Genomic DNA, 26,016 nt, shown 5'->3' with positions numbered 1-26,016 from the left:
ATTTTCAGTTGCCTATATATCAGATTGTATATTTATATTCTACTTGCCGGAAGTTCCGCTTTCCAAAATGCTGACGATCGAGAACAAAGAGAAACAAATTCCTCCCAATCCTACAAGCACACGGGCAGGCACAAAAAATGCCCCGTCCAACATGGCCTCTTCAAATAAAAAAGCTCCCAAAAACAAACATAACAAAGCCGTTATGACCGGAATTAAAGGGATACGATTCGCCAACTTAAACTCTTGCTTCCAAACCTTAGCCAATAAAAGGATCTTACTGGAGATACTGAAACAAACCAACCCCAAACCGATCAAAATGAAACCGGTCGTATTCACCGGAGCCGAAGCGGCAAACAACTCGACCAATCCCCATACCACACAAACACTACCCATAAAGAAAACCAACATCGGCCAATATTTGCGATCCCGGTCGGTATAGTCATTTCGTATCTGCCGGGCAATACTCGCCACCAAACCGATCAAACTGGTACAAATGCAAGCAAGGCCCCCCATAACGCTACCTGCAACAAAAGAATTCGAATCCGAAGAGTCGGACAACAGGACAATAGCCCACACCCAAGCTACGGCCGAAAACAAAATAACCAGGGCAATCAAAACACTTTCCGTTTTCGCTGAAAATCCTTGAATATTAATTTTATTACCGGGAGTATGGGAATTCGTGGGAATAAGAGCAAACTCGGTGGAAGAAGTCGCCGCGGTAGAGATACAGGCAGATATCAATCCCACCCCGCAAATCACATGACCGGAAACAAACAATTCCGGCATATCGTGTGCACTGAATATCCATATGCCGAAAGCGATCGTACCGAATGCCAGCAAATAAGCGAACCCCGGCAATACATATTTAAAAACCGGTCTATAGGTGTGAATCAGTTGTCGGATGATCGTTGCCGCCGTCGCGAACAATGCCATACAAATCACACCCAACGAAAAAACGACCGGTCCCGCAACGAATCGTGCCGTATCGCTTCCGTAATAAAAAATATACCCTCCCAGAAAAAAGCATATCAACGCCATAAACACGGGAATTCCTCTGAACAAAATACTAATGCCGTAATTCATATCCAATTCTTTTTAAAATTCTATGAATATACGAGGCCACGTCTTCCCTATGTTCCTGATTTTTTCGTAAATTTCCCTAAATTAAGCCTTTATTCCTCATTCAATACCTTCCAGAGCATATCTTTAAGCTCTGTAATTCCCTGCCCTGTGACGGAAGAGATAAAAACATACGGGATATCCGGTAAATCCGTCTCCATCTCCGCTATCAACTCCTTATCCGCGTAATCCGATTTGGTAATGGCCAACACGCGTCTTTTATCCAATAGCTCAGGGTTATACTGTTTCAATTCATTAAGCAAAACATTATACTCGTTATGAATATTAGGACTATCGGAGGGAACCATAAACAGCAGAACGGAATTTCGTTCGATATGACGTAAAAAACGAATTCCCAATCCTTTTCCCAAATGGGCCCCCTCAATAATTCCGGGAATATCCGCCATCACGAAAGAGCGATCATCCCGATACTTCACAATCCCCAGATTAGGTACCAAAGTAGTAAAAGGATAATTAGCGATTTCAGGCTTTGCCGCCGAAACCACCGATAATAAGGTCGACTTTCCGGCATTCGGAAAACCGACCAATCCTACATCCGCCAAAACCTTCAGCTCCATGATAACCGTCCGTTCGACGCGAGGTTCTCCCGGTTGGGCAAAACGCGGAGTCTGATTCGTGGCCGAACGGAAATTCCAGTTTCCTAATCCGCCGCGGCCGCCGGCAACAACGATACATTTCTGCCCCTCTTCCGTAATTTCACAGATCAATTCACCGGTATCCGCATCCCGTGCCACCGTTCCCAACGGCACGTCAATGACGACATCATTTCCGTTCGCCCCGGTACTCCGACACTCGCTACCGCTCTTCCCATCCTCGGCAAAAATATGCCGCTGGTATTTTAAATGGATCAACGTCCAATAGTTTCGATTGCCTCTTAATATCACATGCCCCCCCCGGCCGCCGTCTCCCCCGTCAGGTCCACCCTTGGCCGTCATCTTATCCCGGTGAAGATGGGTTGAACCAGGACCTCCTGCCCCGCTGCGACAATATATCTTTACATAATCTACAAAATTGGTTGCTGCCATTATAATCAGTTTTAATCTTTACACAACGTATACAAATCCGGAAGATTACGGCCCAAGCCGTCGTAATCCAACCCTCTTCCTACAACAAAATCATTTTCCAAAGCAAAACAATGATAATCGACAGTCAATTCATGCACCAAAGCCTTAGGCTTATAAAACATCGCCGCTATCCTGATCTGCTTCGGACCTTTTTTCTGCAACATCTCTTTCAGGTGCACCATGGATTTCCCCGAATCAACCATATCCTCGACGATCACAAGCGTACGCCCCGTAATATCTTCATTCAACCCGATCAACTCTCTCACCCTACCGGTAGAAGAGGTCCCGGCATAAGAAGCGATCTTCACAAAACTAACCTCCGTCCCCTCCAAAGTGATGCATTTCAATAAGTCGGACGTAAACATGAATGCCCCGTTCAATATGCTTAAAAACAACGGACGTTCTCCCTGTAAATCACGGTTAATTTCTCCTGCAACCCGCTCGATCTCTCGATCAATAGCAGCCGCCTCAATAGAAACCTGAAATTCCTTATCGTGCAATCTGACCTTTTTCATTCTTGTTTCAATTTAAACCATTGAAGATCGGGAGAATTCGCCCCGAATTCGTTTTTTTTTATTTACTTTGCGCAAAAGTACAATTTTGAATTTAAAATCCCGTAAAAATATGAACCCAAAAGTAAGTATTATTATGGGCAGTACCTCGGACCTGCCCGTTATGGAAAAGGCTGCAAAAGTATTGAACGACTTTTGTATTCCTTTCGAGATAAATGCCTTATCGGCCCACCGCACACCAGCAGAAGTAGAAGAGTTCGCAAAGAATGCAGGGAAACGAGGCATCGAGGTGATTATTGCCGGAGCCGGAATGGCTGCCCACCTTCCCGGTGTCATAGCCGCAATGACCCCCCTACCCGTTATCGGAGTTCCCATTAACGCTTCTCTCGACGGCATGGATGCCCTGTTAGCCATCGCCCAAATGCCCCCGGGAATCCCCGTGGCAACAACAGCCATCAACGGTGCCATGAATGCCGGAATTTTAGCCGCACAAATTTTAGCGGTCGGAGATGCCGAACTAAAAAATAAAATCGTGGAGTTCAAAGAATCACTTAAAAAGAAGATTGTCGATGCCAACAAAGAGTTGGCACAAGTAAAATACGACTATAAAACCAACTAAAAATAAATCCGGTTTAAAATAAACCGGATTTATTTTTACAGACAGTTGGTTCCGTCCCGACTTTTTCCCGGGATTACCGTTATACCGCCATAAATTGACCCGTAGCCCCGATTTGTTTTAAAAACAACCCGTCACATTCATCCAAAAATATACCATTTAACACCACATACGGAATACACGTATTCCATTTTTCCATAACTTTGAAAAAAGAATAGCTCCCGTGTGTCTGTTCACACACTCTTTTACGATTAAGACCTCATTTACAATTGGTATATCATGAAACGAGTACTCCTCCTCATCGGTCTGTTTCTCCTTCCATGTTGGGACTGTTTCGCTCAAGAAACATCCGATATAGAGAAACTCTTGGAAGAAAACGGTATTCTCGATTCCGAAGAAAATTACGAAGAGATGCTTACGACCCTGTCTTATCTCCGACAACACCCCCTCGACATAAATACGGTCGGATTCGACAGCCTGAGAATGTTATTTTTTCTTTCGGATAGCCAAATCGATCAGATTCTGATTTTCAGGAACAAAACAGGAGCCTTCAAACATCCAAATGAACTTTTGTTGATTACCGGCATCGGTAAAAGGGATTTGGCCAATATTCTCCCTTTCATTCAAATCGGCACTACCGTTACAACAGCCGTTCTGAAAAGAAAGACTCGCGTCAAACAAGAAATATTAGCCAGGCTTAAAACGACCCGACCTATGCAAAAAGGGTATCGAAAATACAAGCGGGAAGCTTTCCTCAAAGAGAAAGATTTCAAAAAGGCACAAGAAAAACAATTCCGGGGGCCACCCTTCGGGAGCCTGTTAAAATACAAAATCGGGAAACGCTCCCGCTGGACCGTCGGCTTTACACTCGAAAATGACCCGGGAGAAAGCTACTTCACGAGATATCAAAAAAACGGATTCGACTTTCTATCCGCACATTTCATGTTAACGAACAAACACTGGCTTCAAAAAATCATCATCGGAGACTACAAATTACAATGGGGACAAGGCTTAGTCGCCTGGCACGGTTTCTCAGCCGGAAAATCCGGAGCTTCCCTGAATACCGAAAAATCGGGGAACGGAATCGTCCCTTACACCTCTACCGATGAAAACCGTTTCCTGAGAGGGATAGGCATATACCTGGCTCCCCACAAAAACATCAAAACCATTTTATTCCTCTCCCGCAAAAAAACCGACGGAAACCTCATCGATCGGGACAGCCTCGATCCGGAAGAGTTGGAAACAGCCTCCCTCTACCAAAGCGGTTACCACAGAAACCTGCCCGAATGTAAAAAAAAGCACTCTTTAAAAGAGTTCACCGCCGGAGGGTCTTTCAATCTAAATCACCGACGTTTTCGAATCGGTATCCATACTTTATATTACGATTTCACCCCTCGCCTATCCGCGGGAAACCGCGTATATCAACGCTATAACGACACCGGGAGCAAGCGATTTCTAAGCAGCATAGATTACAAAACAGGTATTCGAAGCTTTTACCTTTTCGGTGAATTTGCCCTAAGCGACAAAGGGGCAATCGGTACTATTCACGGACTGCGTTACAGCGGATTCTCCAAAGCATCTGCCTGCATCATATACCGCCATTACGATAAGGATTACCGCTCCCATTACAATCAAGGATTTGCCGAATACTCCAACACCTCAAACGAAGAAGGCATCTATATCGGTATAGCAAGTTCTCCCGTGAAAAACCTGAAAATAAATTTCTATTACGACTGGTTTCGCTTCTTTGCTCCCCGCTACCAAGCCACCCTCCCCGGTTCCGGGCAGGAAATAGTATGCGATATTACCTACTATTTCCACAAATGGGAATGCTATTTTCGCGTTAAGCACGAATCCAAACCCGAGAATCCGGTCAGACAAACATTAGCCCGCGTTCAACGGCAGAGAAATGAATTCAGATTTCAATTCTCCAACAAATACCTATCTTTTCTCGAACTTCGTACCCGTATAGATTATATTCATTACCGGAAAGATACGCGAGAAGAAAAAGGAATGCTCATCTATCAAGACTTTATATTCTCCAGTCGTAAACAAAACATCAAAACCCAATTCCGCATAGCCTATTTCAACACGGACGGATACAATTCCCGGATCTATACTTATGAACATAACGTATTATACGGTTACTCTTTCCCGGCTTATCAGAATAGAGGCCTCCGTTCCTACCTTAACCTGAACTGGAAGGTACTCCAATCGATCACTTTCTATTTGAAAGCAGGAATGGTATATTATCCCGATAAAGAATACATCGGTTCCTCGCTTACCCGGGTCAACGACAACAAATTATTCGACCTATCGCTTCAAATACGCATCTCCATTTAAAGATTCTGAATTACATCTATGCCTTTGTTTCAATACCCCCATCACATCCTCCAAGGCATAACCTTTTGCGATTAACAACACCAGATAATGGTACATCAAATCGGCGGCTTCATTTAAAAACAATTCCGGGTTATCATCTTTTGCCTCGATAACCAACTCCACGGCTTCTTCGCCCACTTTTTGAGCCACTTTATTTATCCCCTTCGCGATTAGTCGTGCCGTGTATGAAACTTCGGGAGAATCATTTTTTCGTTTTTGTAGATGACGTTCCAGATAAAACAAAAAATCACCGGAACAATTCTTTTCGCCCCAACAAGTATCCTCTCCCGTATGGCAAGTAGGTCCTACCGGTTTTACTTTCACCAGTAACGAATCCCCGTCACAATCCGCAACCATTTCCTTCAAATACAAAAAGTGTCCGCTCTCCTCTCCCTTCGTCCATAAACATTGCCGGGAACGACTGAAAAAACACACCTTTCCGGTTTCCAGCGACAACTTGATAGAAGCATCATTCATATATCCCTGCATCAAAACAACGCGGGTGTCCACATCCTGAATAATCGCCGGAATCAGACCGGCAGCATCAAATTTCAAACAACTAATATCTAACATCATTTCTAATTTTACTCCATTAACCTACCTAATCTCAATCCCCCTCGCTACTAAATAAGATTTTAACTCCGGAATTTTGATTCTTCCGTCGTGAAAAACACCCGCGGCCAAAGCCGCATCTGCCTCTCCTCTCGTGAAAACATCATAAAAATCCTCATCCTTTCCGGCCCCGCCGGAAGCAATAATCGGTATAGTCAACTCGTTAGCCAAAGCGGCTATCGTATCATAGGCAAATCCTCGACAGGTTCCGTCATGATCCATGGAAGTAAACAAAAGTTCTCCAGCCCCTAAATCTGCAGCTTCCTGTGCCCATTCCCGTAAAACGAAAGAGGTTTCCCTAATTCCCCCGTGACTAAAAACCCTCCACTCTCCTCTTTTTAGCGAAGCATCGATAGCCACGACGATACATTGTTTTCCGAAATTTGCCGCAAGTCGGCGAATCAATCCCGGATCCCCGATTGCCGCCGAATTAACAGAAACTTTATCGGCTCCACATTTTAATAACACTTCGACATCCCGTTCTGAAGCGATACCGCCCCCCACGGTAAAAGGAATATTTACCGCCTCAGCAACCTCCCTCACCCACTCAGACATCGTTTTCCTCCGAGTGCTACTGGCCGCAATATCTAAAAACACCAATTCATCTGCCCCAGAATCAGAATAAAGAAGAGCCAAATCCACCGGATTTCCGACATTTTTTAAATCCCGGAAACGAACTCCTTTCACGACACATCCCTCTCTTACATCCAAACAAGGAATTATTCTCTTTGCCAATCCCATATTACTCCCGCTATAATTTCATTCGTACTATCTCTTCCCAGGTCAATCGCCCCTCGTAAAAAGCTTTCCCTATAATAACAGAGGTCACTCCCAAACGGTACAGAGCCTTTACATCTTCAACCGAGCGAACACCTCCCGAAGCGATTAATTTTATTTCCGGATACATCGTCCGCAATTTGCCGTACAACCCTGACGAAGGCCCGGAAAACATTCCGTCCCGTTCGATATCGGTACACATCAAGTTCATCAACACGCCGTCGTATTGTTCGATCAGATCAAAAACCGTTTTATCCGACTTCCGTTGCCAGCCGTTAATATAGACCCGTTCTTCCCGTACATCTGCCGCAATTATAATTCGTTCGGCCCCGTACTTCGTTATCCAACTTTTAACTTTCCCCGGATTCGTTTGTGCCATACTTCCGATTGTTACCCACCGGGCCCCCGCCTCCAATACTTGTTGTACCTCTCCTTCGCTTTTTATTCCCCCGCTGAAATCCACCCCCAAACGGGTCAAAGAACAAATTTCCCTCAATAAATCGAGGTGAGCGACCTTTCCCTTCCGGGTACCGTCCAAATCAACCAAATGTAACCTCTCGACTCCCGCTTTTTCAAAACGATGAGCCATACCAACCGGGTCCTCCGTATAAACAGAACATCTATCGTAATCTCCCTGACTCAAACGAACACATCGTCCGCCCATAAGATCTATTGCCGGTATAATCTCCATATTCAAAGCATTAAAAAATTACGTAAAATCAATTCTCCCGTACCTGAAGATTTTTCCGGATGAAATTGACACCCCCAGAAATTATCTTTTCGAACGGCAGCACAAAATTCTCCATCATAATCACATGTCGCAATTTGATACGCGTTACATGGAATATAATACGAATGAACGAAATATCCCCATTCCATTTCTCCGACCCGCCGGAACAAATCGGAATGTAAACCGAATATTCTATTCCATCCCATATGAGGGATTTTTTTCCCCTGCCCTATTCGTTTTACGGCCAAGGGAAATATTCCCAATCCCGTGGTGTCACCTTCCTCCGAAAAAGTACACATCAACTGCATTCCCAGACAAATTCCCAATACCGGAACCTTCAGTTCGGGAATAATCTTGTCCAACCCCTTTTCCCGCAATTGTCGCATCGCCGCGGCAGCTTGCCCTACCCCGGGAAAAATTACCCGTTCGGCTTCGAGGATGACCGACGGATCGGAAGAGATGATAACCTCTTCATTTAATCGCCGGATCGCCGTCTGCACGGAAAAAACATTTCCCGCACCATAATCGATAATCGTAACCATTTCCGATACTATTACAGTTGCCCTTTGGAGGAAGGGATTCCGCTTCCCGAAGAATTTACGGCTACTTTGATACAACGTCCGAAAGCTTTAAAAATCGCTTCGATCTGATGATGGGTATTCTCACCCTCAACTTTTACATGTAGATTGCAACCGGCCTCCCGGCAAAATGACTCGAAAAAATGGCGCGTCATCTCTGTCGGAAAATCCCCTACAAACTCTCGCTCAAACCGGGCTTTCCAGACCAGATACCCTCTTCCGCCGAAGTCAAGCAACACTTCGGCGCGAGATTCCTCCATCGGTAATACAAATCCGTACCGTTCGATACCTTTCTTACTCCCTAAAGCCTCCTTAAAACACCGCCCCAAAAGAATAGCCGTATCCTCTATCGTATGATGCTCGTCTACCTGTCTATCCCCGTCCGCATCAACGACCAAATCGATCCCCCCGTGACGAACGACCTGTTCCAACATATGATCAAAAAAGCCTATACCCGTACGTACATCACTCTCTCCGTTCCCGTTCAATACCAACGTCATTCCAACCTTCGTTTCGGAAGTCTCGCGGGATAAACTTACTCTACGAGTATTCGATTTCAGATAATGGTACACCCTCTCCCAGGAAGAACAGGTTATCGTTTCCGAACCCCCTCCTGCATTCCCCTCACCCAACAAGATTCCCTTTATTCCCATATTCGACGCCAGCTCCATATCGGTCATACGATCCCCGATCACATAAGAGTTTTCCCGGTCCAAGCACTCGTTCATATACTTTTCCACCATACCGATCCCGGGTTTTCGAAAAGGCGAATTCTCCCCCGGGAGACTACCGTCTATCAGTATCTCATCAAAAATAATTCCCTCGCCTGCCAAGACTTTCAACATCCAGTCATGCGGAGGCATAAAATCAGCTAAAGGGAAAGCAGCTGTTCCCAAACCGTCCTGATTGCTAACCATCACCAGACGATAGTCTGTTTCTTCCGTTATTTTCCGCAAAGAACCGATAACTCCCGGCTTAAAGCGCAATTTATCCATTCGATCCACCTGAAAATCACCCGGAGGTTCTTCTATGATCGTTCCGTCCCGATCAATAAATAATATTTTTTTCATAAATAACCCTGTTTTAAATACCTGTCTTCCAATTCAGACAACACATCCATAAAAAAATCATTTTCGCGCGAGGTCCCGACCGAGATACGTAGTCCGTTCTCTATCCGAGGAGGCATCCGCCGGACTCTGACCACGATTCCCCGTTTCAGTAGCTCCAGATACAAACATTCATATTCTTTGCTACATACTAAAATAAAATTAGCTTCCGAAGGGAAAACCCGGTCAAAAAGGGCATTCCGTTTCAGGTAATCATAAAGCCTCTCCCTTTCCCGTTTTATTTCATCTAAACACCTTTGAAAGAATTCCGTATTTTCCAACATCCGTAAAGCTTCCGTTTGCACCAAAGAGCCTACATTGTAAGGCAATCTTACCCGATTCAAATAACGGGTTAACCCGGGATGCGCCGCAAGTAACCCCACGCGCAAGCCGGCCATTCCCCAAGCCTTGGATAACGTTTGCAAAACAACTACATTAGGATAATCCCCTAATCGGCCGACTATCGATTCTTGACTCGCGAAATCGATGTAAGCCTCATCGATAACAACCAAACCGGAACACTTTTCCGCCATCTTCAATACACGTTCTACGGGCAAAACATTTCCAACCGGATTATTCGGATTACAGAAAAAAACGATTTTACTTCTATCGTCCATACAGGACTCCACCCTGTCCCATTCAGGCATAAACGCCTCATCCAACCTCAATTTCAAAACCTCTATCCCGTTGATCCGGGCACAAACCTCATACATAGAGTACCCCGGATCAAAAAGGATTACCCGATCTCTCCCCGGTTCGCAAACTGTCCGGATCAACAAATCGATCAGTTCGTCACTACCGTTCCCCAAGACCAACTGATCCGTAGAAACCCGCCTCAGATCTGCCAAGCGTTTCTTCAATTTCTGTTGAAAAGGGTCCGGATAACGATTAACCCCCGTCTCAAAAGGATTCTCGTTCGCATCCAAAAACAGGATTCGTTCGCCGGCGAATTCCGCACGGGCGCACGAGTAGGCCTCCGACTCTTTTATACAGCCACGAATAATACTCTCAAACATATTCTACTCTTTTTCAGCATTCATTCGTACGGTTATCGCGTTCCGGTGTCCCCAAAGTCGCTCGTACTCCGCCATGATCTCGATCGTTTCGCCCAACACGGACAAACCTTCGGAAGTTATTTCCTGAAACGTGATCTTTTTCATAAAAGAATCCAGATTCACCCCACTGTACACCCGGGCAAACCCGTTAGTCGGCAAAGTATGATTCGTACCCGATGCATAATCACCCGCACTTTCGGGAGAATAATTTCCTAAAAAAACAGAACCTGCATTTTTGATCTCCGCGAGCCAACGTCCATAATCCCGAACACAAAGCATCAAATGTTCGGGAGCATACCAATTGGCCAACTCCATACATTCCCGTATCGTCTCCAACACGATGCATTTCGAGTTCTCCAACGCCCTTGTTGCCAAATCCTTCCGGGGAAGTTCTTCCAATTGTCGTTTTAGTTCGACCTCAACCTTTTTCGATAAATCTTCACGGTCAGTAAGGAGAAACACTTGACTATCCGGCCCGTGTTCAGCTTGAGATAATAAATCGGCCGCAATAAAGCCGGGCCGGGCAGAATCATCCGCAACAACCATTAATTCCGAAGGTCCGGCAGGTATATCTATCGCTACGCCATAACGCCCGGAACGTAATTTGGCCGCAGTCACGAACCGGTTCCCCGGACCAAAGATCTTATCGACCCGTCCGATCGAAGAAGTTCCTATTGTCATGGCCGCTATCGCCTGAATTCCTCCCACCTTATATACCTTCTTCACCCCGCACAAGGCAGCCGTCCATAACACGACAGGATTTACGTTACCATCGGCAGACGGCGGAGTACAAAGGATAACCTCCTCACACCCGGCCAACCGCGCAGGTACAGCCAGCATCAGGACGGTAGAAAATAAAGGAGCGCTCCCCCCGGGAATATACAACCCGACCCGTTGTATGGCTCTTGCTTCCTGCCAGCAGCAAAAGCCCCGTTCATCCTTGACTTCGACTTTCAACGGTTTTTGCAAAGCATGGAAACGATAAATATTTTCCTTTGCTTCCCGAATAGCTACTTTCAATTTTTCGTTTACCGACTCATTCGCCTCATCAAACTCTTTTTCCGTAACCTCAAAATCATCCAGTTTTACCCGATCAAAATACCGGGTATATTTTTTTAACGCCTCGTCACCATTTCGCTTTACTTCCTCAAAAACAAGATCACACACCTTTTCCAAATCAACCGTCTGATCCGATGGACGCTTTAACAACTCCTTCCATTCTTCTTTTGTAGGATATACTATCTTTTTCATATCTATATCATTAAATTAGCTTTATAAACATCATAAACGCAGATCAAATTACTCGATCATCTTTTCTATCGGAACGACCAATATTCCCTCCGCCCCGGCCTCCTTCAATCGATCGATCGAATCCCAGAACTGATTCTCGTTTACCACGGAATGCAAAGAATACCAACCGGACCGTCGCAAAGGCATAACCGTGGGACTTTTCATTCCGGGTAATATTCTGCAGATTTCATCCAGACGCGCTTCCGGGGCATTCAACAAAATGTATTTATTGCTTTTTGCCGCCAACACGGCCTTCATCCTAAAAACCAACTGCTTCGCTAACATCTGTTTTTCCAGATCCGGAGAAGGATTCGACACCAATACCGCGGTAGAACGGAACAAAATATACGCCTCGGAAAGGCCATTTTTAAACAAGGTACTGCCGGAACTCACGATATCGCATATGGCATCCGCCAAACCTATATTCGGGGCGATCTCCACGGATCCGGAAATCACATGAATCTCGGCCCGCAAGCCGTTTTGCTTCAAAAAAGCATTCAACGTATTCGGGTAAGAAGTGGCAATTCGCTTTCCTTCCAAGTAAGAAAGTCCCGTAAAAGTCTCCGACTTCGGGATAGCGATGGAAACACGACAGGAGGAAAATCCCAAATCCAATAACTTCGTAACCCGGGATTGTTTCTCTATCAACGTATTTTCACCGATAATGGCCAAATCGACAATACCATCCTCCACGTAATGAGGAATATCCGAATTTCGCAGATAGAGAATTTCCAATGAAAAATTGGACGCCTGAGCCATCAACTGATCTTTCCCGTTATTGATCGAGATTCCGCACTCCCGCAAAAGAGCTAAAGAATCGTCATACAATCGTCCCGATTTCTGAACAGCAATTTTCAATCTCGTCATAATTTTTGATTTAAAAACTCGCTGAATCCGGGAAGGCCAAAAGAATAAAAGACAAACGAGCCCGCCTGAATCCAGGCGAGCTCGTTTATACTTTCTATTTCAAATTACAGCACAACAGCATCATCTCACCTGAACACAGTGATGGTAATGATGATGGATATGATGTAAATTTGTTCTCATATTTTGTCTTTTATCGCTGCAAATATAAAACTATTTTTATAAAAACCATCCATAATAAAAAAATCCTGCGGTTTTAACGGCAGGATTTTTATCTTCTTTATCGGAAAAACTATTTCTCCAATCTGATTCCTATTTTGAATTCGGTTGTTTTAGCCCAAACTCCGGGAAGTGCTTCCACTATCGGTTTGATCATTGCAATCGTCTCATCGGTTGAATCTTCCGGAATTAATTTGGAAAGTACCGGCAGCAAAGCCATTACCTGATCAAAGAAAGCCTTATCAAGAGAAATCTCGAGCTTCTTATCCTGATCAGTCATTTTGTAAGTTGCAGGAATTCCCTCTGTCGTAACCTTATTGACAAAAGTCATAAGCGTTTGCAAGTCGGCTTGCGACAACCCGAGGGTTCCCAAAGACTCCAAACTCAAATCAGCCTCAGCCAAAATATTAACGATATTGGGATAAAGAGCGATTTTAGTTCCGGATACGATCTTATAACTCAAATATTTCGGTTCAGATGTTTTCCAGGTAGGAGTAACTGTTTCGTCAAGACTTACTCCGGCATCGGAATAAGTGGCTACCACCTGTCCGTTCTTCTGGAAAGTAACATCTTTCAATACCTGTGCTAAAAGTATGCTTCCAAATCCTTCGGCCATACCGGAAATAGACTCTATCGGGAAAGGAATTCCGAACATAGGAAAAGTGGTTCCCTCCTCAGCTACCCATTGGAAAGACAAAGGACCGGAAACGAACATCTCATCATCGTCCGTTTGCACGCTTCCTAATTTCCAAGTACCGACAAGAGCATGATCGTTATCGTCATCATCACTACACGCCGAAAAGAACGTAACACCTAAAATCAATAATAACAAAAGTTTGTTTTTCATAGTCATTAAATATTAATTAAACATATTGTTTTTCATCATTAAACCTTCTTTTTTCCAGTACGACGAATTGATTAGCAGCAAAAAACATGCAAAAATAATCAAAAATTAAATTTCCCCTTGTTTTTTAACATTTTATTTTCCTATATATCTAATTGCGTGCATCATGCATTATTATATTACGAATGTTAAATAAAAACACACAATTATAACCTTTTTCATTTTCTTTATTTTATTCCCTATCAAAAAAGGAACGTTTTTTGATAGAAGGTACGGCTATTTATAATATAAAAATTTAATTAATAATTAATGACTTATGAAAAACAAATTACTCCTTATTCTAATTTTAGGCATGAGCATTTTTTCCGCTTGCCATGATGACGACAAACCGGAAGCTCCGCCTACCATCGACGACATTGCCGCCACTTACTCTTCCGACAAGCTTCAAGCTACTGCCAACGGAAAAAACCTCCCATCGAATGCCGCCGTCAATATCATAAAAGAGACCGATGAAACGAGTACGATCAAACTACTGAATATCGTGCCGGGTGTTCCGGAATTCGCTATTCCCAATGCAACTTTTGAAGCGGTAAGCAAAAGTGCTTATTACAGTAAGCTTGAGGGAAGCGTAACCGACAGTATCGCCGGATACGATGTACAACTGACAGGAAGTGTCGAAGCGGGGATCCTAAGTGCCACGATTACGATAACCGACATGGGTGGGGAAAGTATAGATGCTACAAGTTTTTATAACAAAACTTACAAAGGAGAGATGACCATCAAAGTTTCCAACCTGACCGAGCCCGTGGTTATGACCCAACGAATCTACACCTCGCGTCCTTCCACTAAAGAGAAATCTCGTATCCAATTGGAGATAAATAATTTCTCTTTCTCAGGCATGTCGTTAGGAACGATAAAATTAGATACCCTTCCTGTCCTTCAAAGAGGACGTTATTATTCCTTCAAATCAATAGGCCAAGAGATAGAAGTACAGGGAATCGGAAAAGTGCAGGCGGATGTCAACGGAGTAATTGTCGGTAACAACATACAACTCTCGTTAATCGTAAAAGCAGGCCCTTTAACCGTTAACGTTTCGTTTGACGGAGAGAGCGTAACGGAGAGTACGGACATGAAAGCTACGATTACCATAAACAGTAACGTTCTACTCGATCCGATCGCGGTCAGCGGGTCCAACTACACGTTCAAAGTATGGGATTCCACCCCGACCGAGCAATTGGCTCTACTCCCTGAAATAGAGATCCCGGCAGGAGCAACGTTGGACTCCGTTATAATTTATAATGCCGCAGATAAGAGCACTACCCCAATCGATAACAAGACAGCTATCGATTTTTCTAAATTCACCCCGGAGTGTTATGTAGCCTACTACATTACAGCCGAAGACGTTCGTAAGAACAGCATAAAAAAATTATTCGTTGTAAAAATAGAGGATAAAGACCTGGTATATACGATGGAAAACTGGAATTCCATTGGTAAATATTTTGAACCTGCAGGGCTCACCTCTTCCAACACGGCAGCCTCTCTCTTCTCCATCATGGGCATTCCCGTGGAGCCTTACCCCGTCTCAAAAGCTGAAGACGGAGCCGCAAAGGTCATAACCAGAAAAACCGTTAGCGAAACGTCTCCAAGCGGTATGGTTCCTGCCATGACAGCCGGAACGTTGTTCAACGGTGAATTCAAACTCAACATTTTAGATCAACTGAAAAGCACCAAATTCGGTGTTCCTTACCGGAAAAAACCGGTATCCCTGAAAGTTTTTTATAAATATACCCCGGGAGCACTTTATTATAAAACGGAAAAAGTGTCGAACGGAAACTCCACGATCAATACGGCCGTAGAGATGCCGAATACAAAAGATACTTGTTCCATCAACGCTTACCTGTATGAAGTAAGCTCTTACGATGAAACCTTAGACGGAAGCAATATAAATACTTCCACTTCCGTAATCATGAAAGCAAGCCTTATCGACGGGAACTCGACAAGCAGCTATACCGAACGAACCATCAATTTCACGGAAACGGGTAACGGAACATTCGATCCCTCGAAAAAATACAAATTAGCTATCGTTTGTACCCCCAGTAAAGACGGGGATCAATTCATGGGAGCCGAAAGTACGCTATGGATCAAACACATGGAAATAATTTCCGAATAAAAAGAGAGGCGGCCTTTAGGGCCGCCTCCTTGCTACCACCAACCTACTGAAGTGATGAGATATCGAACTCACCACATTGTTTCATCGCTTCTTTCAATATATCGTATTTCTTTTTCATCAGGGGATATGCTTCAAAAATGGCATCTCGTTCCGTTTTCGTTACCCTGAAAACGAACTCCAACCATTGAGAAATATCGATATCTTTCGATGGTGCCTGAATCCACCAACCTCCCCAATCCGGATCCGGATCAAAATTCGTCATCCCCGGATCATAGGAGACAAATCCCATTTCATGCCAGTCGACATCCTCCGGGGTTTCCACATCCCAGTCCCAATCGGATTGCTTATAATACTCTTCACTCACTTCATAAAACTCCTCCGGAACCTGAAATACACCTTTGATGGCCAGTAAATAATCCTTCCAGAATTTACCGTTCACTTCTCCTCGAATTTCCCGGATATCGGCATCCGTGTAACTGTCCATCTCCGGACGAATACCGGCAATCGCCACATAGTTCGTGCTTACGAAAGCATGATAACTGGGAGTCTGATCCTCCATCCCCAAAAAGAAAATGGAGTCGGCCATGATCACGGAATAAGGCAGGTATTCCTTTAAGAAACCCTCGGTATAAACATCGACAAACACTTCTTTTACCAAAGACAACCCCTTTTCAAGGAGCTCCTTTTCCTGAAGAGGAGATACTACTCTGATATTGTTCTTCTTCTTAAAGTTATAACGGTAATCCCGAATATCCGGATCTTTTACTATAATCGTCTGGTAGGTTTTGTAAAATTCATAAATATAATGTTGAACGGGATCCGACGGATCGTCCTCTAAATTATACCAGCTATCTCCTACGGAAGCATGAATCTTATCCTCATCGGAACAAGCATTCAAACAACATACCAATGCACAAAACAGTATTAATTGTATTGTTTTCATCTTCATCTAATTTTTGGTTTTCATCATTTTCTCCGTTGCGGACGGTCTATTTGCTCTATGGAAAGATTCATATCCCGCTCTTTCTGCGGTATCGGCAAGGTATAAGCCGGATCATCTCTTCTCAACACATACTCGGTATAGTTGCTCGGGTTCTCTACCGATGTATATCGATGTACGATCTCAGGACGATCCCAACGACGTAAATCAAACCAACGGAATCCCTCGAAACAGAATTCCATCCGACGTTCCTCCTTCACGTAATTCAAAGCCTGTGCCGCCGTCGTGGCCGAAAGAGTGTAATCCCCTGAAATTCGCTTCTCCCGGATAGCATTTACATCCCGCATGGCATTTTCTATGTTTCCCTTATTGGCATAAGCCTCTGCCCGATTCAGATAAGCCTCCGACAAACGGAAAGCGTAAGCATAAACTCCATCGGAAGAAGCCCCGTAAAATTTCAACGGTTTCTTCTTCGTGTTGTCAAAAAACAAGTTGGTCGTTTTCCGCTTATCGGTAGCCGGATAAAGATTCATCAACTCTCCCGAGGGAATAAAAGAAGCCGCGTAAGAAGAACCATAAAGAAATGCCTGACTCTGGGTCGAGAGATTGCCATAAGTAAACAGTATCTCTCCGTTTTTTATAGACATAAATCTCTGATTCGAATAGCTTCCATTCATATCAAACAATTCGGCATTCGTCGTCATAATGACCGAATCGGCATAAGCAATTGTCCGGTCATAATCCTTCCTGAACAAAGCAATCCGACAAGCCAACAAATAAGAGGTGGATAAATTCGGTCGAAAAATTGTTTTCTCCATTTCAGCCTCTCTAAAAGAAGCAATCGAACGTTTAATATCCGCCTCCATCAAATCATACACCGCTTTAACAGAGGAACGGGATAACAATCTGTCTTCTATGCCTGTCGCAGAGTTGATCGGTACACAAAAATCGACGGCAGCCTGCTCCTCGTTAATATAAGGCTTACCGTACAAATTAGCCAACATAAAATAGGACCAGGCTCTCAGGAAATAAGCTTCTCCGGCCAGATCGGCTTTCTCCTTCCCGCTACCTTCCATACTTTTTAAATTATCAAGAATCACATTTGCCACAAATATCCGATGATAATACTCCCCCCAGGCCTGATCTTCCATCAGCGCATTATTCATTTGCAATTCAGGATATTGTTGCCAGGAATAATAGGACCAGAACCTGGCTCGCTTGTCTTCCCGATCAAGTCTCTTTAAATTAATATACTCTTCCGCATCATCCGTCATCACGTCCAAGTAATCACATAGGATAAGCTTATTGTTCAAACCTTCCCCGTATAAAAACTCTTTATAGTTCTGAACGGTTTTGGGAATTAACAAGTCCTGCGAACTTTCATCCAGAAAATCACTACAAGCTCCGAACAATAGGATAGATATAATATACAATAAATTATGTTTTTTCATCACAGGCGATTTTAAAATGAAACATTCAATCTTAACGAGTATCCCCTTTGAGGAGGAACAGTCCCGGATCCCATGGTTACTTGTTCCGGGTCTCGTCCTTTCAGGTCTTTACTCTTCACCACAAAAGGATTCGTCACGTCAAAACTCAGGCTTGCCGAAGAGACGCACACCTTTTTCAGCAACTCTTCGGGAAAATTATAACGCAGCGTCAAAGAACGACATCTCAAAAAGTCTCCCGATACGACTCTCAAATCACTCTTATTATACATATCCCATCGGTTATTGGCTATCGGATACTTTCTTTCATAAGTGGTAAATGCCATATCGTCATCGGACAGAGCCGGAATATTCGTATAATCCTCATCTCCTTTCTGGCGCCAACGATCCACAAATTCGCTCGACATATTCTGTTGAGGGAAAGGCAATGCTTGTCCGGACGACAAATAGAGGTCGTTCAAACGGACCTTATTACCTAAAGCAAAAGAGAAAAGAGCATTCAAACTGAATCGTTTATATCTTAAATCCGTTGAAAAACCTCCCGCAAACGTCGGTTCCCTCCGTCCGGCGTATACAAAAGCAGCAGCATAGGCTTCTTCTTGCGAATTGATCACCTTTTTCCCGGTTTCATCCGATTCCGACTCTCCATAGAACGTAGGAAGCCCTTTATCATTCAACGCCTTAAACCGATAAGCATAAAAACTATTGATCGAACGGCCGTTCCGTACTAAGGTTCCGTTGATATAATCGCTCCAAGATACGGATTCCGCCTCACCCGCGTTAGTAACCTTATTATAATTTTTCGCCGTATTAAAAGAGATTCCCCATGCCCAATCTTTCGTACGAATCGGATTCACGTTTACACTGATCTCCCAACCCGAATTATTTACGTCACCATCATTAATAGCCACATAATTCGCCCCGGTAGAAGGAGCAATTATTTTCTGTACGATCTGGTCTACTCCCTTCTTTTTATACACCTCTACCGTACCGAATACCAATCCTTTAAAGAAAGAGACATCTATACCCAGATTGTAGGATTTAGTCTTCTCCCATTTCAAATTATTATTCGGAAATTTATATAAGGTCGATTCGTATTCCCTGGAAACATCATCCAAAGTTCCCATGCGCACGATCAGGTTCGGCGTCTGATCGGGATGTACATTACCCTGAATACCGTAAGATGCGCGTACGGCAAACTCATCCAACCAATTTATCCCCCTCATGAAATTCTCATTATGCATATTCCACCTCCCGGAAACAGACCATACCGGTAAGAAACGAACACTCTTATCCTGTCCGAACTTATTGGATCCGTCCGTCCGAATATTGAAATTGGCAATATACTTATCGTCATAAGAATAGGTAAACGTACCGTACCAGGATACAATATTAGTCAGATTATCCGTGATCACGTCCGGCGTATTGGTTATATTCTGAGCCAATTTTCTCCATTTTGTCAGATCGACTTGGGCAAACTTTTTCCCACGTTCGGGCAGGTATCCCCATTGGGTAGATTTCAGGGCGTCGTATTTGGAAGAAGAGATCTCACTTCCGACCATCGCCGTTACATTATGTTTTCCGAAATCCTTGTAAAAGGTAAAACTGTTTCTTATGGTATAGCGAACGTTTCGCGTATCCTCGTTGACAAGCTCTCCTCCCATAGGGATCTCACACCTATCCAGAAAATCGTTCGACGGATCTTTCGGAAGCGGTGTTCCGTAAGGCGTCTGGCGCTTCATCGAAACATAATAAGACTTTTCACCAGCCCAATAGGTCTGGTAATTATTATTCGTGGAAATACCCAGCAAAGAACTAAATTTCAAATACGACAAAATATTCCAATCCACTGTCAGATTCAACCTGACAGCATGATTCTTTACTTTTGTTCCGCTCTCGGACAACTCATTCAAAATATTAAACGGGATCATGTCGGAATAACCTATTCCGTTATCGTAAAAGAACAAATCACCGTTTGCATCATAAAGAGGAATCGCTCTCGACGTCTGCGCCGCGTATTGATACACGTCAATGGAATTATGGGGTCGCTTGGTATTGGTCAAAGCAGCACTCAGGTTCATACCCACTCTGAAACGATCGGTGAAACGGGTATTTACCTTGATCATCGCATTGTAACGATCCACGTCTTCCTTTTTATTCACACTCTGGTCGTCCGCGTATCCCAAAGAAAAGTAATAATCTCCCTTATCGAAAGCACCGGAAACAGAAATCGAATGCTGATGGCTGACCGAAGTACGAAATAAAAGATCATACCAATCCGTGTTCAACTCTTTCAACTCTTTTACCTGTTGCCGAAATTCATCGTAAGAGATCGTCTTGTTCCACAAATCCATCAGTGCTCCTTCATAACCCATATGAGTGGGTTTATAAGAGGTAAATTCCAATCCTTTTTCATGCATCTCTTCCGACATCTCAATCCGCTCTTTGGAATCCATTAAGCGCATAACCTTATAAGAAGGAGGAGTCATGATAGAGATCCCGCCGTAATAATTAATACGTACTTTGCCCTCCCGTCCTTTTTTCGTGGTCACCACGATTACGCCGTTTGCGGCTTTCACTCCATAAATGGCCGTCGCACTCGCATCTTTCAATATATCGATCCGTTCTATATCACTCGGATTCAAACTGGAGATGGCATTCCCGATCAAATTTACCTTGTCCATGCTATTCAACTCTTCTGTAGAAATCTGTACGGGCTCGTCCAAAATAATCCCGTCGACCACCCAAATCGGCTCGCGGTTTCCCGTGATAGAGGATGATCCTCTAATTCGAATTTTCGGTGCAGCTCCCGGAGTCGAGGTCTGGTTCAATACAGTAACACCGGCTAAACGTCCCTGTAACATCTGATCCACAGAAATGGCCCCGCCCATTAATATATTTTCTCCTTTTATAGAAGTCACCGAACTGGACAACCTTCTCTTATCAATTTGTTGGTAACCGGTTACGACCACTTCATCCACCTCCTCCACCGACTCTTTCAAAATTACTTTCATAAAAGCGGTATCGGCTTTTATTTCCCGTTTTTCCATTCCTATAAAAGAGAAAATCAGGAATATCTCTTTATTGGCCGGAACACTTATTTTAAATTTCCCGTCAATATCCGTTACCGTTCCCACGGTCGTTCCTTTCAATAGAATCGTAACTCCCGGTAATTTCAATCCTCCCTCATCCTGCACGACTCCTTTTATCTCTCTTTTCGCAATGACGGAATCCGTTTTAACACCCCGGTCCGGCAAAATCAAAACATACCCCGTCGTGATCTCGTAACGGTAAGGCAAGATCTTAAACAACTTAGCCAAAGCCGATTCCAAAGACATGTTATTCAGTTCCACGCTTACTGTCCGATCGACATCCACCTCCCGGTTATTATACATAAAATAAACACCGGTCTGTGTTTTGATCTCCCGCAAGACCTCTTTCAAAGCCTTATTTGAGAATTTTGCATTAACCACACGCTGTGCCGAAGTTTCAGCCGCCAGATGCAATGTAAAGACAAACATCAATAGCCACGTTAATTTCATAATTTTCATGATTTTGTTTGCACATTTTCCCCGTGCAAACGTGTACCATCTACTCTTTTTTTTCATAATTTTGTTTTTTACGTTAAAATCAACTCCTGTTTAGCCGACAGGAGTTTGGAAAGGAGTGTTAGCCGCACTCCTTTCATTTTTTAGAAACAGTAATAATCCTATCTTTTTTAATAAACTGAATTTTTGACAATTTCTCTATCATCCCCAGGATAATACTCATATCCCGGTGCCGATCGGCCGCCCCGGTAAATAGAATATGACGTAAAGATTCATCGGAATAAATAAATTCCACGTCATACCAACGCCCCAACTGGGCGGTAATTTGTTGCAACTCCATCTTCTCAAACTCGAAAACACCCGATTTCCAAGCAACGTATGTTCTGACGTCCACCTGCCTTACATCTATTTTCGTAGCATCGGAAACAGCTTGTTCTCCCGGTTTCAACAACAACGAATCCCGCCCGTTAGATATCCGCACACAACCTTCAACCAAAGTCGTTACCACTTTCTCTTGTTGTTCGTAAGCCGATACGTTAAAATGAGTTCCTAAAACCCTTATTTGTGCCCCCCGGCTCTGAACCAAGAAAGGCCGGGACTCGTCTTTTGCCACCTCGAAATAGCCCTCTCCCTCCAATCGTACGCTTCGATTCTCTTTACCAAAAACAACAGGATAAACTAACTTCGAATCCGAATTTAACCAAACCTTCGTCCCGTCCGACAGCTGTAAAAAATACTCTCCCCCGCGAGGAACAAGAATCGTATTTACACAAATCTTTTCCCCAGCCTCTTCACCCTTCGCGACATATCGGATTTTGCCCGCCGTATCCTTTTCTATCACAGCCCCGTTCACCTCGTTTAATCGAAATAAAGAATCCCGGGAAAGATCTACCTGCTTCCCGTCAGACAACAGCAATACCGCCTTGGAAGAACCCGGCAAAACAGCCATGCTTTTCTCCCCGGAAGTGTCCGCATTTTGTTGCATGTACCAGTAAAGCGAAACGGAAAGTAACAAAACAAGCATGGCCGCATAGGGATAACAACGGGTAATCCATCTCCTCTTCCCGGTATCGGAACGCCTGATCTTTTTCTCTATCTTACACCAAGCCTCACTCGTATCCGCCGTATCCCAAAAGGCCAGTTGCCGGCCCCGACGATATCTCTTCAAGTACCCCCGAAAAATCTCCACGTGCATTCGATCCTCCCGTAACCAACGCCTCAACTCGCTCGCATCCGTAGAAGTCAACTCTTTCTTGCAGTATAAAACGACCCATTCGATAACTTTTATCTCATCCATTTTTTAAGGCTTTTATACGGATAAGCCCAAAACGATTCAAATGGGTGAATTAATAACGAATTTTTTTTGATTTTTTTTAATGAAGCAGTACCAACACAATCGTGTTCAACGAACTCCTCAACTGTTTTAAAGCCCTTGACAAATGTGTTTTCACCGTATTTACGGATAAATCCAAATACTCCGCCGCCTCCTTGTATTTCATATCTCTCAATACGACCGCTTCAAATACCTTACGGCATTGTTCGGGTAATTTTTCAATTTCCGCGTATAATTTTTCCCGCTCCTCCTCTATGGCCTCGGCGGTATACTGGACATCCAGCATCTCTCCGTAAGGCTCCAATTCATCAAATTGATATTTCCGTCTGATTTTTAACAACTTGACACAATTGTGCCGAACAGACGAAAACAAATAGGAACGCAAGGAACCTTGAAACATCGTTTTTTCCCTTCTCTCCCAAAACTTCACGAATAACTCCTGGATCACATCCTCTGCCTCCTCATACGAATCAATGTAATTCAATGCAAAAACACACAAAGGTTTATAATACAAGTCGAAAAGTTCTTTTAAGCCAGACTCATCCCCTTTGTTGATTTTTTCCAAAAGATTACGCTCATCCCGATTTATCATACACCACCCGTTTATTTCAGCATTTGACGAAAATATACAAAATAGTCAACGCAACAAAATAAACAATTAATTTCTACAATATCGAAAAAGTACGCGCGATTTAATAATCGAGTGATTAAATCCTCCCATCACTTCATCCATAAATCCTCCATCTCTTACTTAGGATTTATAAATGTACGCTTTTTGTTATAAACCACCGGTCCCGCCTTTTGTAAATATTGCATTACCGCCTCCGTGATCGATAAGGATTTTTCTCCTTTACCCTTTCCCGAAAAATCATAAGTAGTACTCACGTAATTGCTCAATCCGATCTTATACCGCCGCCCCTCGTTCAATTTACGACCGTTCTTATCCTTAAAAACCACATCCACGCCTTTTCCCGTCTTATCCCGCAAAATCGTATAACTTCCCTTGGAAATAAAAAGATCGACACGACGATATTCATTACTCGTTTCACTATTGAATCGATTCAAAACCAACGCCTTCATTTCCGGCAAGGAAAGCTCGTGTTTCACCACATAATTATCAAAAGGTTCTATCTGATAAATCATTCCCTTCGTAATATCTCCTGCCGGAATAGTATTTAAACGAATCCCCCCGGAGTTATAAAATGCAAAATCACACTCCGCCCGGTCGGCCATAGCATCCGTTACCAGAGAGGCAACGTTCTCCTTATATTTCATTGGTTCGGCCGCTTTCCCGACCACAACCTTAAAATCAGGATCATTGCTGTAACTTTCAATCATAGCGGCAACCTCAGCATCCGGAATTTCGATATTCGCCAAATCGACTACATGGTAGGATTTATCCGTTAACTTACCCTTCTCAAATTTTAACACCGTAACTCCGGCATAATGCAATCGACTTCCCGTTTGGCTGATCATGACCCCATTCACCATTTTAGGTTCTTTCAAAAGCGTATGGGAATGTCCCCCGATAATAACATCTAATTCCGGCATGATCGCGGCCAACACCGAATCGGCATATACCCCCAGGTGTGTAAGTCCGATAAAAGCATTACACTCGTCCTTCAATTTCCGGTAGGTATCTGCCTCACCCTTAAAATCGGCAAATGTAATACCCTCCAGATGCTCGGGATTCGTGGCGGGGATATGACTCGTCGGACTGATTTCGATAAAACTTAAAAAACAGAGTTTTATCCCGGCCTCTTCCACGAACAAATAAGGCGGTAATTGTCCCAACTCGCTCCCATCCGAACGAATGTTGGCGCCAATCACTTTAAATTGCGCTTCGGAAAGTCGTTTTCTTAATACCGTTTGACCGTAATCAAAGTCATGATTTCCCATCGTTGCAAGGTTGTATCCCACTTTATTCATCAATTCGATCATCGGCTTTCCCCTCTCTTTAGCATGATCGACGAAAGGACTGCCGGAAAAACGATCTCCCGCATCTACCAATATTACATTAGGAAACTTCTCTCTCGTCTCCTTCACGAAAGTAGCAAATTTAGGAAATTGGCTGATCTGAGCGTGCATATCATTCGTAGAAATAACAACGATTTCGGCATCTCCTGATTTGGATGATTTCTTGTTGTTAAAACATCCAAACATCACTACCACAACGAGTAGTATAAAATAAAGATTAAAGCTTTTCCTCTGTTTCACGACCATTTTGTTTTAAATTAATCCTAAACAAAAATAAACAAAAATAACGGGGAAACAACAAAAAAAAGGCGGGTAACCGTCACGGCCCCGCCTCAAAATTAGAATTTTCAAAAGTTGCTATACAAAAATATAACAATATTTTCAGTCCAACGTTCAAACGACACAGAAGATTGTAAAAGCCTCCGGTATTAAATAAAGATCTCACTCAAAATTTAATAAAAAACGTGCAATTGCACACCGGAGGCACTATCTTCCTATGCAATGCACGTATTATTACTTGAGTGAGATATGCAAATGTAGAAATTAAAATTTAAAAAAACACTATTTTCATGAAATTATTCATTTATATTCATTCTTTTCTACATCTAAAACAAGGTCTTTACGACTAAAATCAGCCATCACACAATCGTACAATACCCGCATTAACATCCCGATCGAAGTTTACACGTTTAAATAGAAATCAAATCACATAAAGAGAAAATAAGAAATACCCCCACCCAAATAAACACTCACAAAAAGATCAAGACCAAACCGCCCGGCATGTGTTAATAATCAATAATTTAAATCATTT

Annotated in this window: 21 protein-coding genes; 3 read left to right on the top strand and 18 right to left on the bottom strand. The window is 43.4% G+C overall.

Features of this window, described 5'->3' with window-relative positions:
• Positions 1-39: 39 nt before the first annotated feature.
• From BN3283_RS01355 to BN3283_RS01345, 3 genes are all read right to left on the bottom strand, one after another.
• A complete protein-coding gene (locus tag BN3283_RS01355; protein ID WP_059025399.1) occupies positions 40-1,083 on the bottom strand; it encodes a DUF2776 family protein in 1,044 nt (347 codons plus the stop codon).
• 89 nt (positions 1,084-1,172) lie between these two features.
• The gene (obgE, locus tag BN3283_RS01350; protein WP_059025398.1) at positions 1,173-2,165 is read right to left on the bottom strand and encodes a GTPase ObgE; all 993 of its coding nucleotides are present in this window, start codon (positions 2,163-2,165) and stop codon (positions 1,173-1,175) included.
• Positions 2,166-2,176: 11 nt separating this feature from the next.
• A complete protein-coding gene (locus tag BN3283_RS01345) occupies positions 2,177-2,719 on the bottom strand; it encodes a phosphoribosyltransferase (RefSeq protein WP_059025397.1) in 543 nt (180 codons plus the stop codon).
• A gap of 109 nt (positions 2,720-2,828) precedes the next feature.
• Here BN3283_RS01345 and purE point away from each other — a divergent pair, with 109 nt between their 5' ends.
• Together purE and BN3283_RS01335 are read left to right on the top strand one after the other, a co-directional pair.
• Positions 2,829-3,335 carry a 5-(carboxyamino)imidazole ribonucleotide mutase gene (gene purE, locus BN3283_RS01340; protein WP_041502407.1) on the top strand — a complete coding sequence of 169 codons (507 nt, stop codon included), beginning with the start codon at positions 2,829-2,831 and terminating at the stop codon, positions 3,333-3,335.
• Positions 3,336-3,611: 276 nt separating this feature from the next.
• On the top strand, positions 3,612-5,675 hold the full coding sequence (locus BN3283_RS01335; RefSeq protein ID WP_059025396.1) for a helix-hairpin-helix domain-containing protein: 2,064 nt from the start codon (positions 3,612-3,614) through the stop codon (positions 5,673-5,675).
• Here BN3283_RS01335 and hisIE read toward each other — a convergent pair.
• The 9 genes from hisIE to BN3283_RS01290 form a co-directional block, all read right to left on the bottom strand.
• A complete protein-coding gene (hisIE, locus tag BN3283_RS01330; protein WP_059025395.1) occupies positions 5,646-6,287 on the bottom strand; it encodes a bifunctional phosphoribosyl-AMP cyclohydrolase/phosphoribosyl-ATP diphosphatase HisIE in 642 nt (213 codons plus the stop codon). The two genes, BN3283_RS01335 and hisIE, sit on opposite strands and share 30 nt — an antisense overlap.
• Positions 6,288-6,311: 24 nt before the next feature.
• Positions 6,312-7,067, bottom strand: coding sequence for an imidazole glycerol phosphate synthase subunit HisF (gene hisF, locus BN3283_RS01325; RefSeq protein WP_059025394.1), 756 nt, complete (start codon positions 7,065-7,067; stop codon positions 6,312-6,314).
• A 10-nt stretch (positions 7,068-7,077) separates the two neighbouring features.
• Positions 7,078-7,794 (bottom strand): 1-(5-phosphoribosyl)-5-[(5-phosphoribosylamino)methylideneamino]imidazole-4-carboxamide isomerase, encoded by a 717-nt coding sequence (gene hisA / locus BN3283_RS01320; RefSeq protein WP_059025393.1) that lies wholly within the window; start codon positions 7,792-7,794, stop codon positions 7,078-7,080.
• Between the two features lie 2 nt (positions 7,795-7,796).
• Positions 7,797-8,375 carry an imidazole glycerol phosphate synthase subunit HisH gene (hisH, locus tag BN3283_RS01315; RefSeq protein ID WP_059025392.1) on the bottom strand — a complete coding sequence of 193 codons (579 nt, stop codon included), beginning with the start codon at positions 8,373-8,375 and terminating at the stop codon, positions 7,797-7,799.
• An 11-nt stretch (positions 8,376-8,386) separates the two neighbouring features.
• Complete coding sequence (gene hisB / locus BN3283_RS01310) at positions 8,387-9,481, bottom strand: bifunctional histidinol-phosphatase/imidazoleglycerol-phosphate dehydratase HisB (RefSeq protein WP_059025391.1); 1,095 nt, start codon at positions 9,479-9,481, stop codon at positions 8,387-8,389.
• Complete coding sequence (gene hisC / locus BN3283_RS01305; protein ID WP_059025390.1) at positions 9,478-10,533, bottom strand: histidinol-phosphate transaminase; 1,056 nt, start codon at positions 10,531-10,533, stop codon at positions 9,478-9,480. The genes hisB and hisC overlap by 4 nt, the downstream gene beginning before the upstream one ends.
• A gap of 3 nt (positions 10,534-10,536) precedes the next feature.
• Positions 10,537-11,823, bottom strand: coding sequence for a histidinol dehydrogenase (gene hisD, locus BN3283_RS01300; protein ID WP_059025389.1), 1,287 nt, complete (start codon positions 11,821-11,823; stop codon positions 10,537-10,539).
• A 48-nt stretch (positions 11,824-11,871) separates the two neighbouring features.
• Positions 11,872-12,729, bottom strand: coding sequence for an ATP phosphoribosyltransferase (hisG, locus tag BN3283_RS01295; protein ID WP_059025388.1), 858 nt, complete (start codon positions 12,727-12,729; stop codon positions 11,872-11,874).
• 289 nt (positions 12,730-13,018) lie between these two features.
• Positions 13,019-13,792, bottom strand: coding sequence for a hypothetical protein (locus tag BN3283_RS01290; protein WP_059025387.1), 774 nt, complete (start codon positions 13,790-13,792; stop codon positions 13,019-13,021).
• Positions 13,793-14,105: 313 nt separating this feature from the next.
• Between BN3283_RS01290 and BN3283_RS01285 the strand changes: the two genes are divergently transcribed.
• Complete coding sequence (locus BN3283_RS01285; protein ID WP_059025386.1) at positions 14,106-15,959, top strand: PCMD domain-containing protein; 1,854 nt, start codon at positions 14,106-14,108, stop codon at positions 15,957-15,959.
• A 43-nt stretch (positions 15,960-16,002) separates the two neighbouring features.
• Here BN3283_RS01285 and BN3283_RS01280 read toward each other — a convergent pair whose 3' ends face one another.
• The 6 genes from BN3283_RS01280 to BN3283_RS01255 form a co-directional block, all read right to left on the bottom strand.
• Positions 16,003-16,902, bottom strand: coding sequence for a hypothetical protein (locus tag BN3283_RS01280; RefSeq protein WP_147625511.1), 900 nt, complete (start codon positions 16,900-16,902; stop codon positions 16,003-16,005).
• A gap of 23 nt (positions 16,903-16,925) precedes the next feature.
• Positions 16,926-18,350, bottom strand: coding sequence for a RagB/SusD family nutrient uptake outer membrane protein (locus tag BN3283_RS01275; RefSeq protein WP_059025384.1), 1,425 nt, complete (start codon positions 18,348-18,350; stop codon positions 16,926-16,928).
• Between the two features lie 11 nt (positions 18,351-18,361).
• The gene (locus BN3283_RS01270) at positions 18,362-21,955 is read right to left on the bottom strand and encodes a SusC/RagA family TonB-linked outer membrane protein (protein WP_052649343.1); all 3,594 of its coding nucleotides are present in this window, start codon (positions 21,953-21,955) and stop codon (positions 18,362-18,364) included.
• Positions 21,956-22,031: 76 nt separating this feature from the next.
• Entirely contained in the window at positions 22,032-23,192 is a 1,161-nt protein-coding gene (locus BN3283_RS01265; protein WP_059025383.1) for a FecR family protein, read from the bottom strand.
• 76 nt (positions 23,193-23,268) lie between these two features.
• Positions 23,269-23,820, bottom strand: coding sequence for an RNA polymerase sigma factor (locus BN3283_RS01260; RefSeq protein WP_059025382.1), 552 nt, complete (start codon positions 23,818-23,820; stop codon positions 23,269-23,271).
• A gap of 155 nt (positions 23,821-23,975) precedes the next feature.
• Entirely contained in the window at positions 23,976-25,445 is a 1,470-nt protein-coding gene (locus BN3283_RS01255; protein ID WP_286137445.1) for a bifunctional metallophosphatase/5'-nucleotidase, read from the bottom strand.
• Positions 25,446-26,016: the final 571 nt, after the last annotated feature.

Origin of the sequence: Gabonibacter massiliensis (genome assembly GCA_001487125.1) — a bacterium.
GTDB classification, from domain to species: Bacteria; Bacteroidota; Bacteroidia; order Bacteroidales; family Marinifilaceae; genus Gabonibacter; species Gabonibacter massiliensis.
Note: the sequence above shows the minus strand (reverse complement) of the source record. Positions and strands in the feature narration are given on the sequence as shown.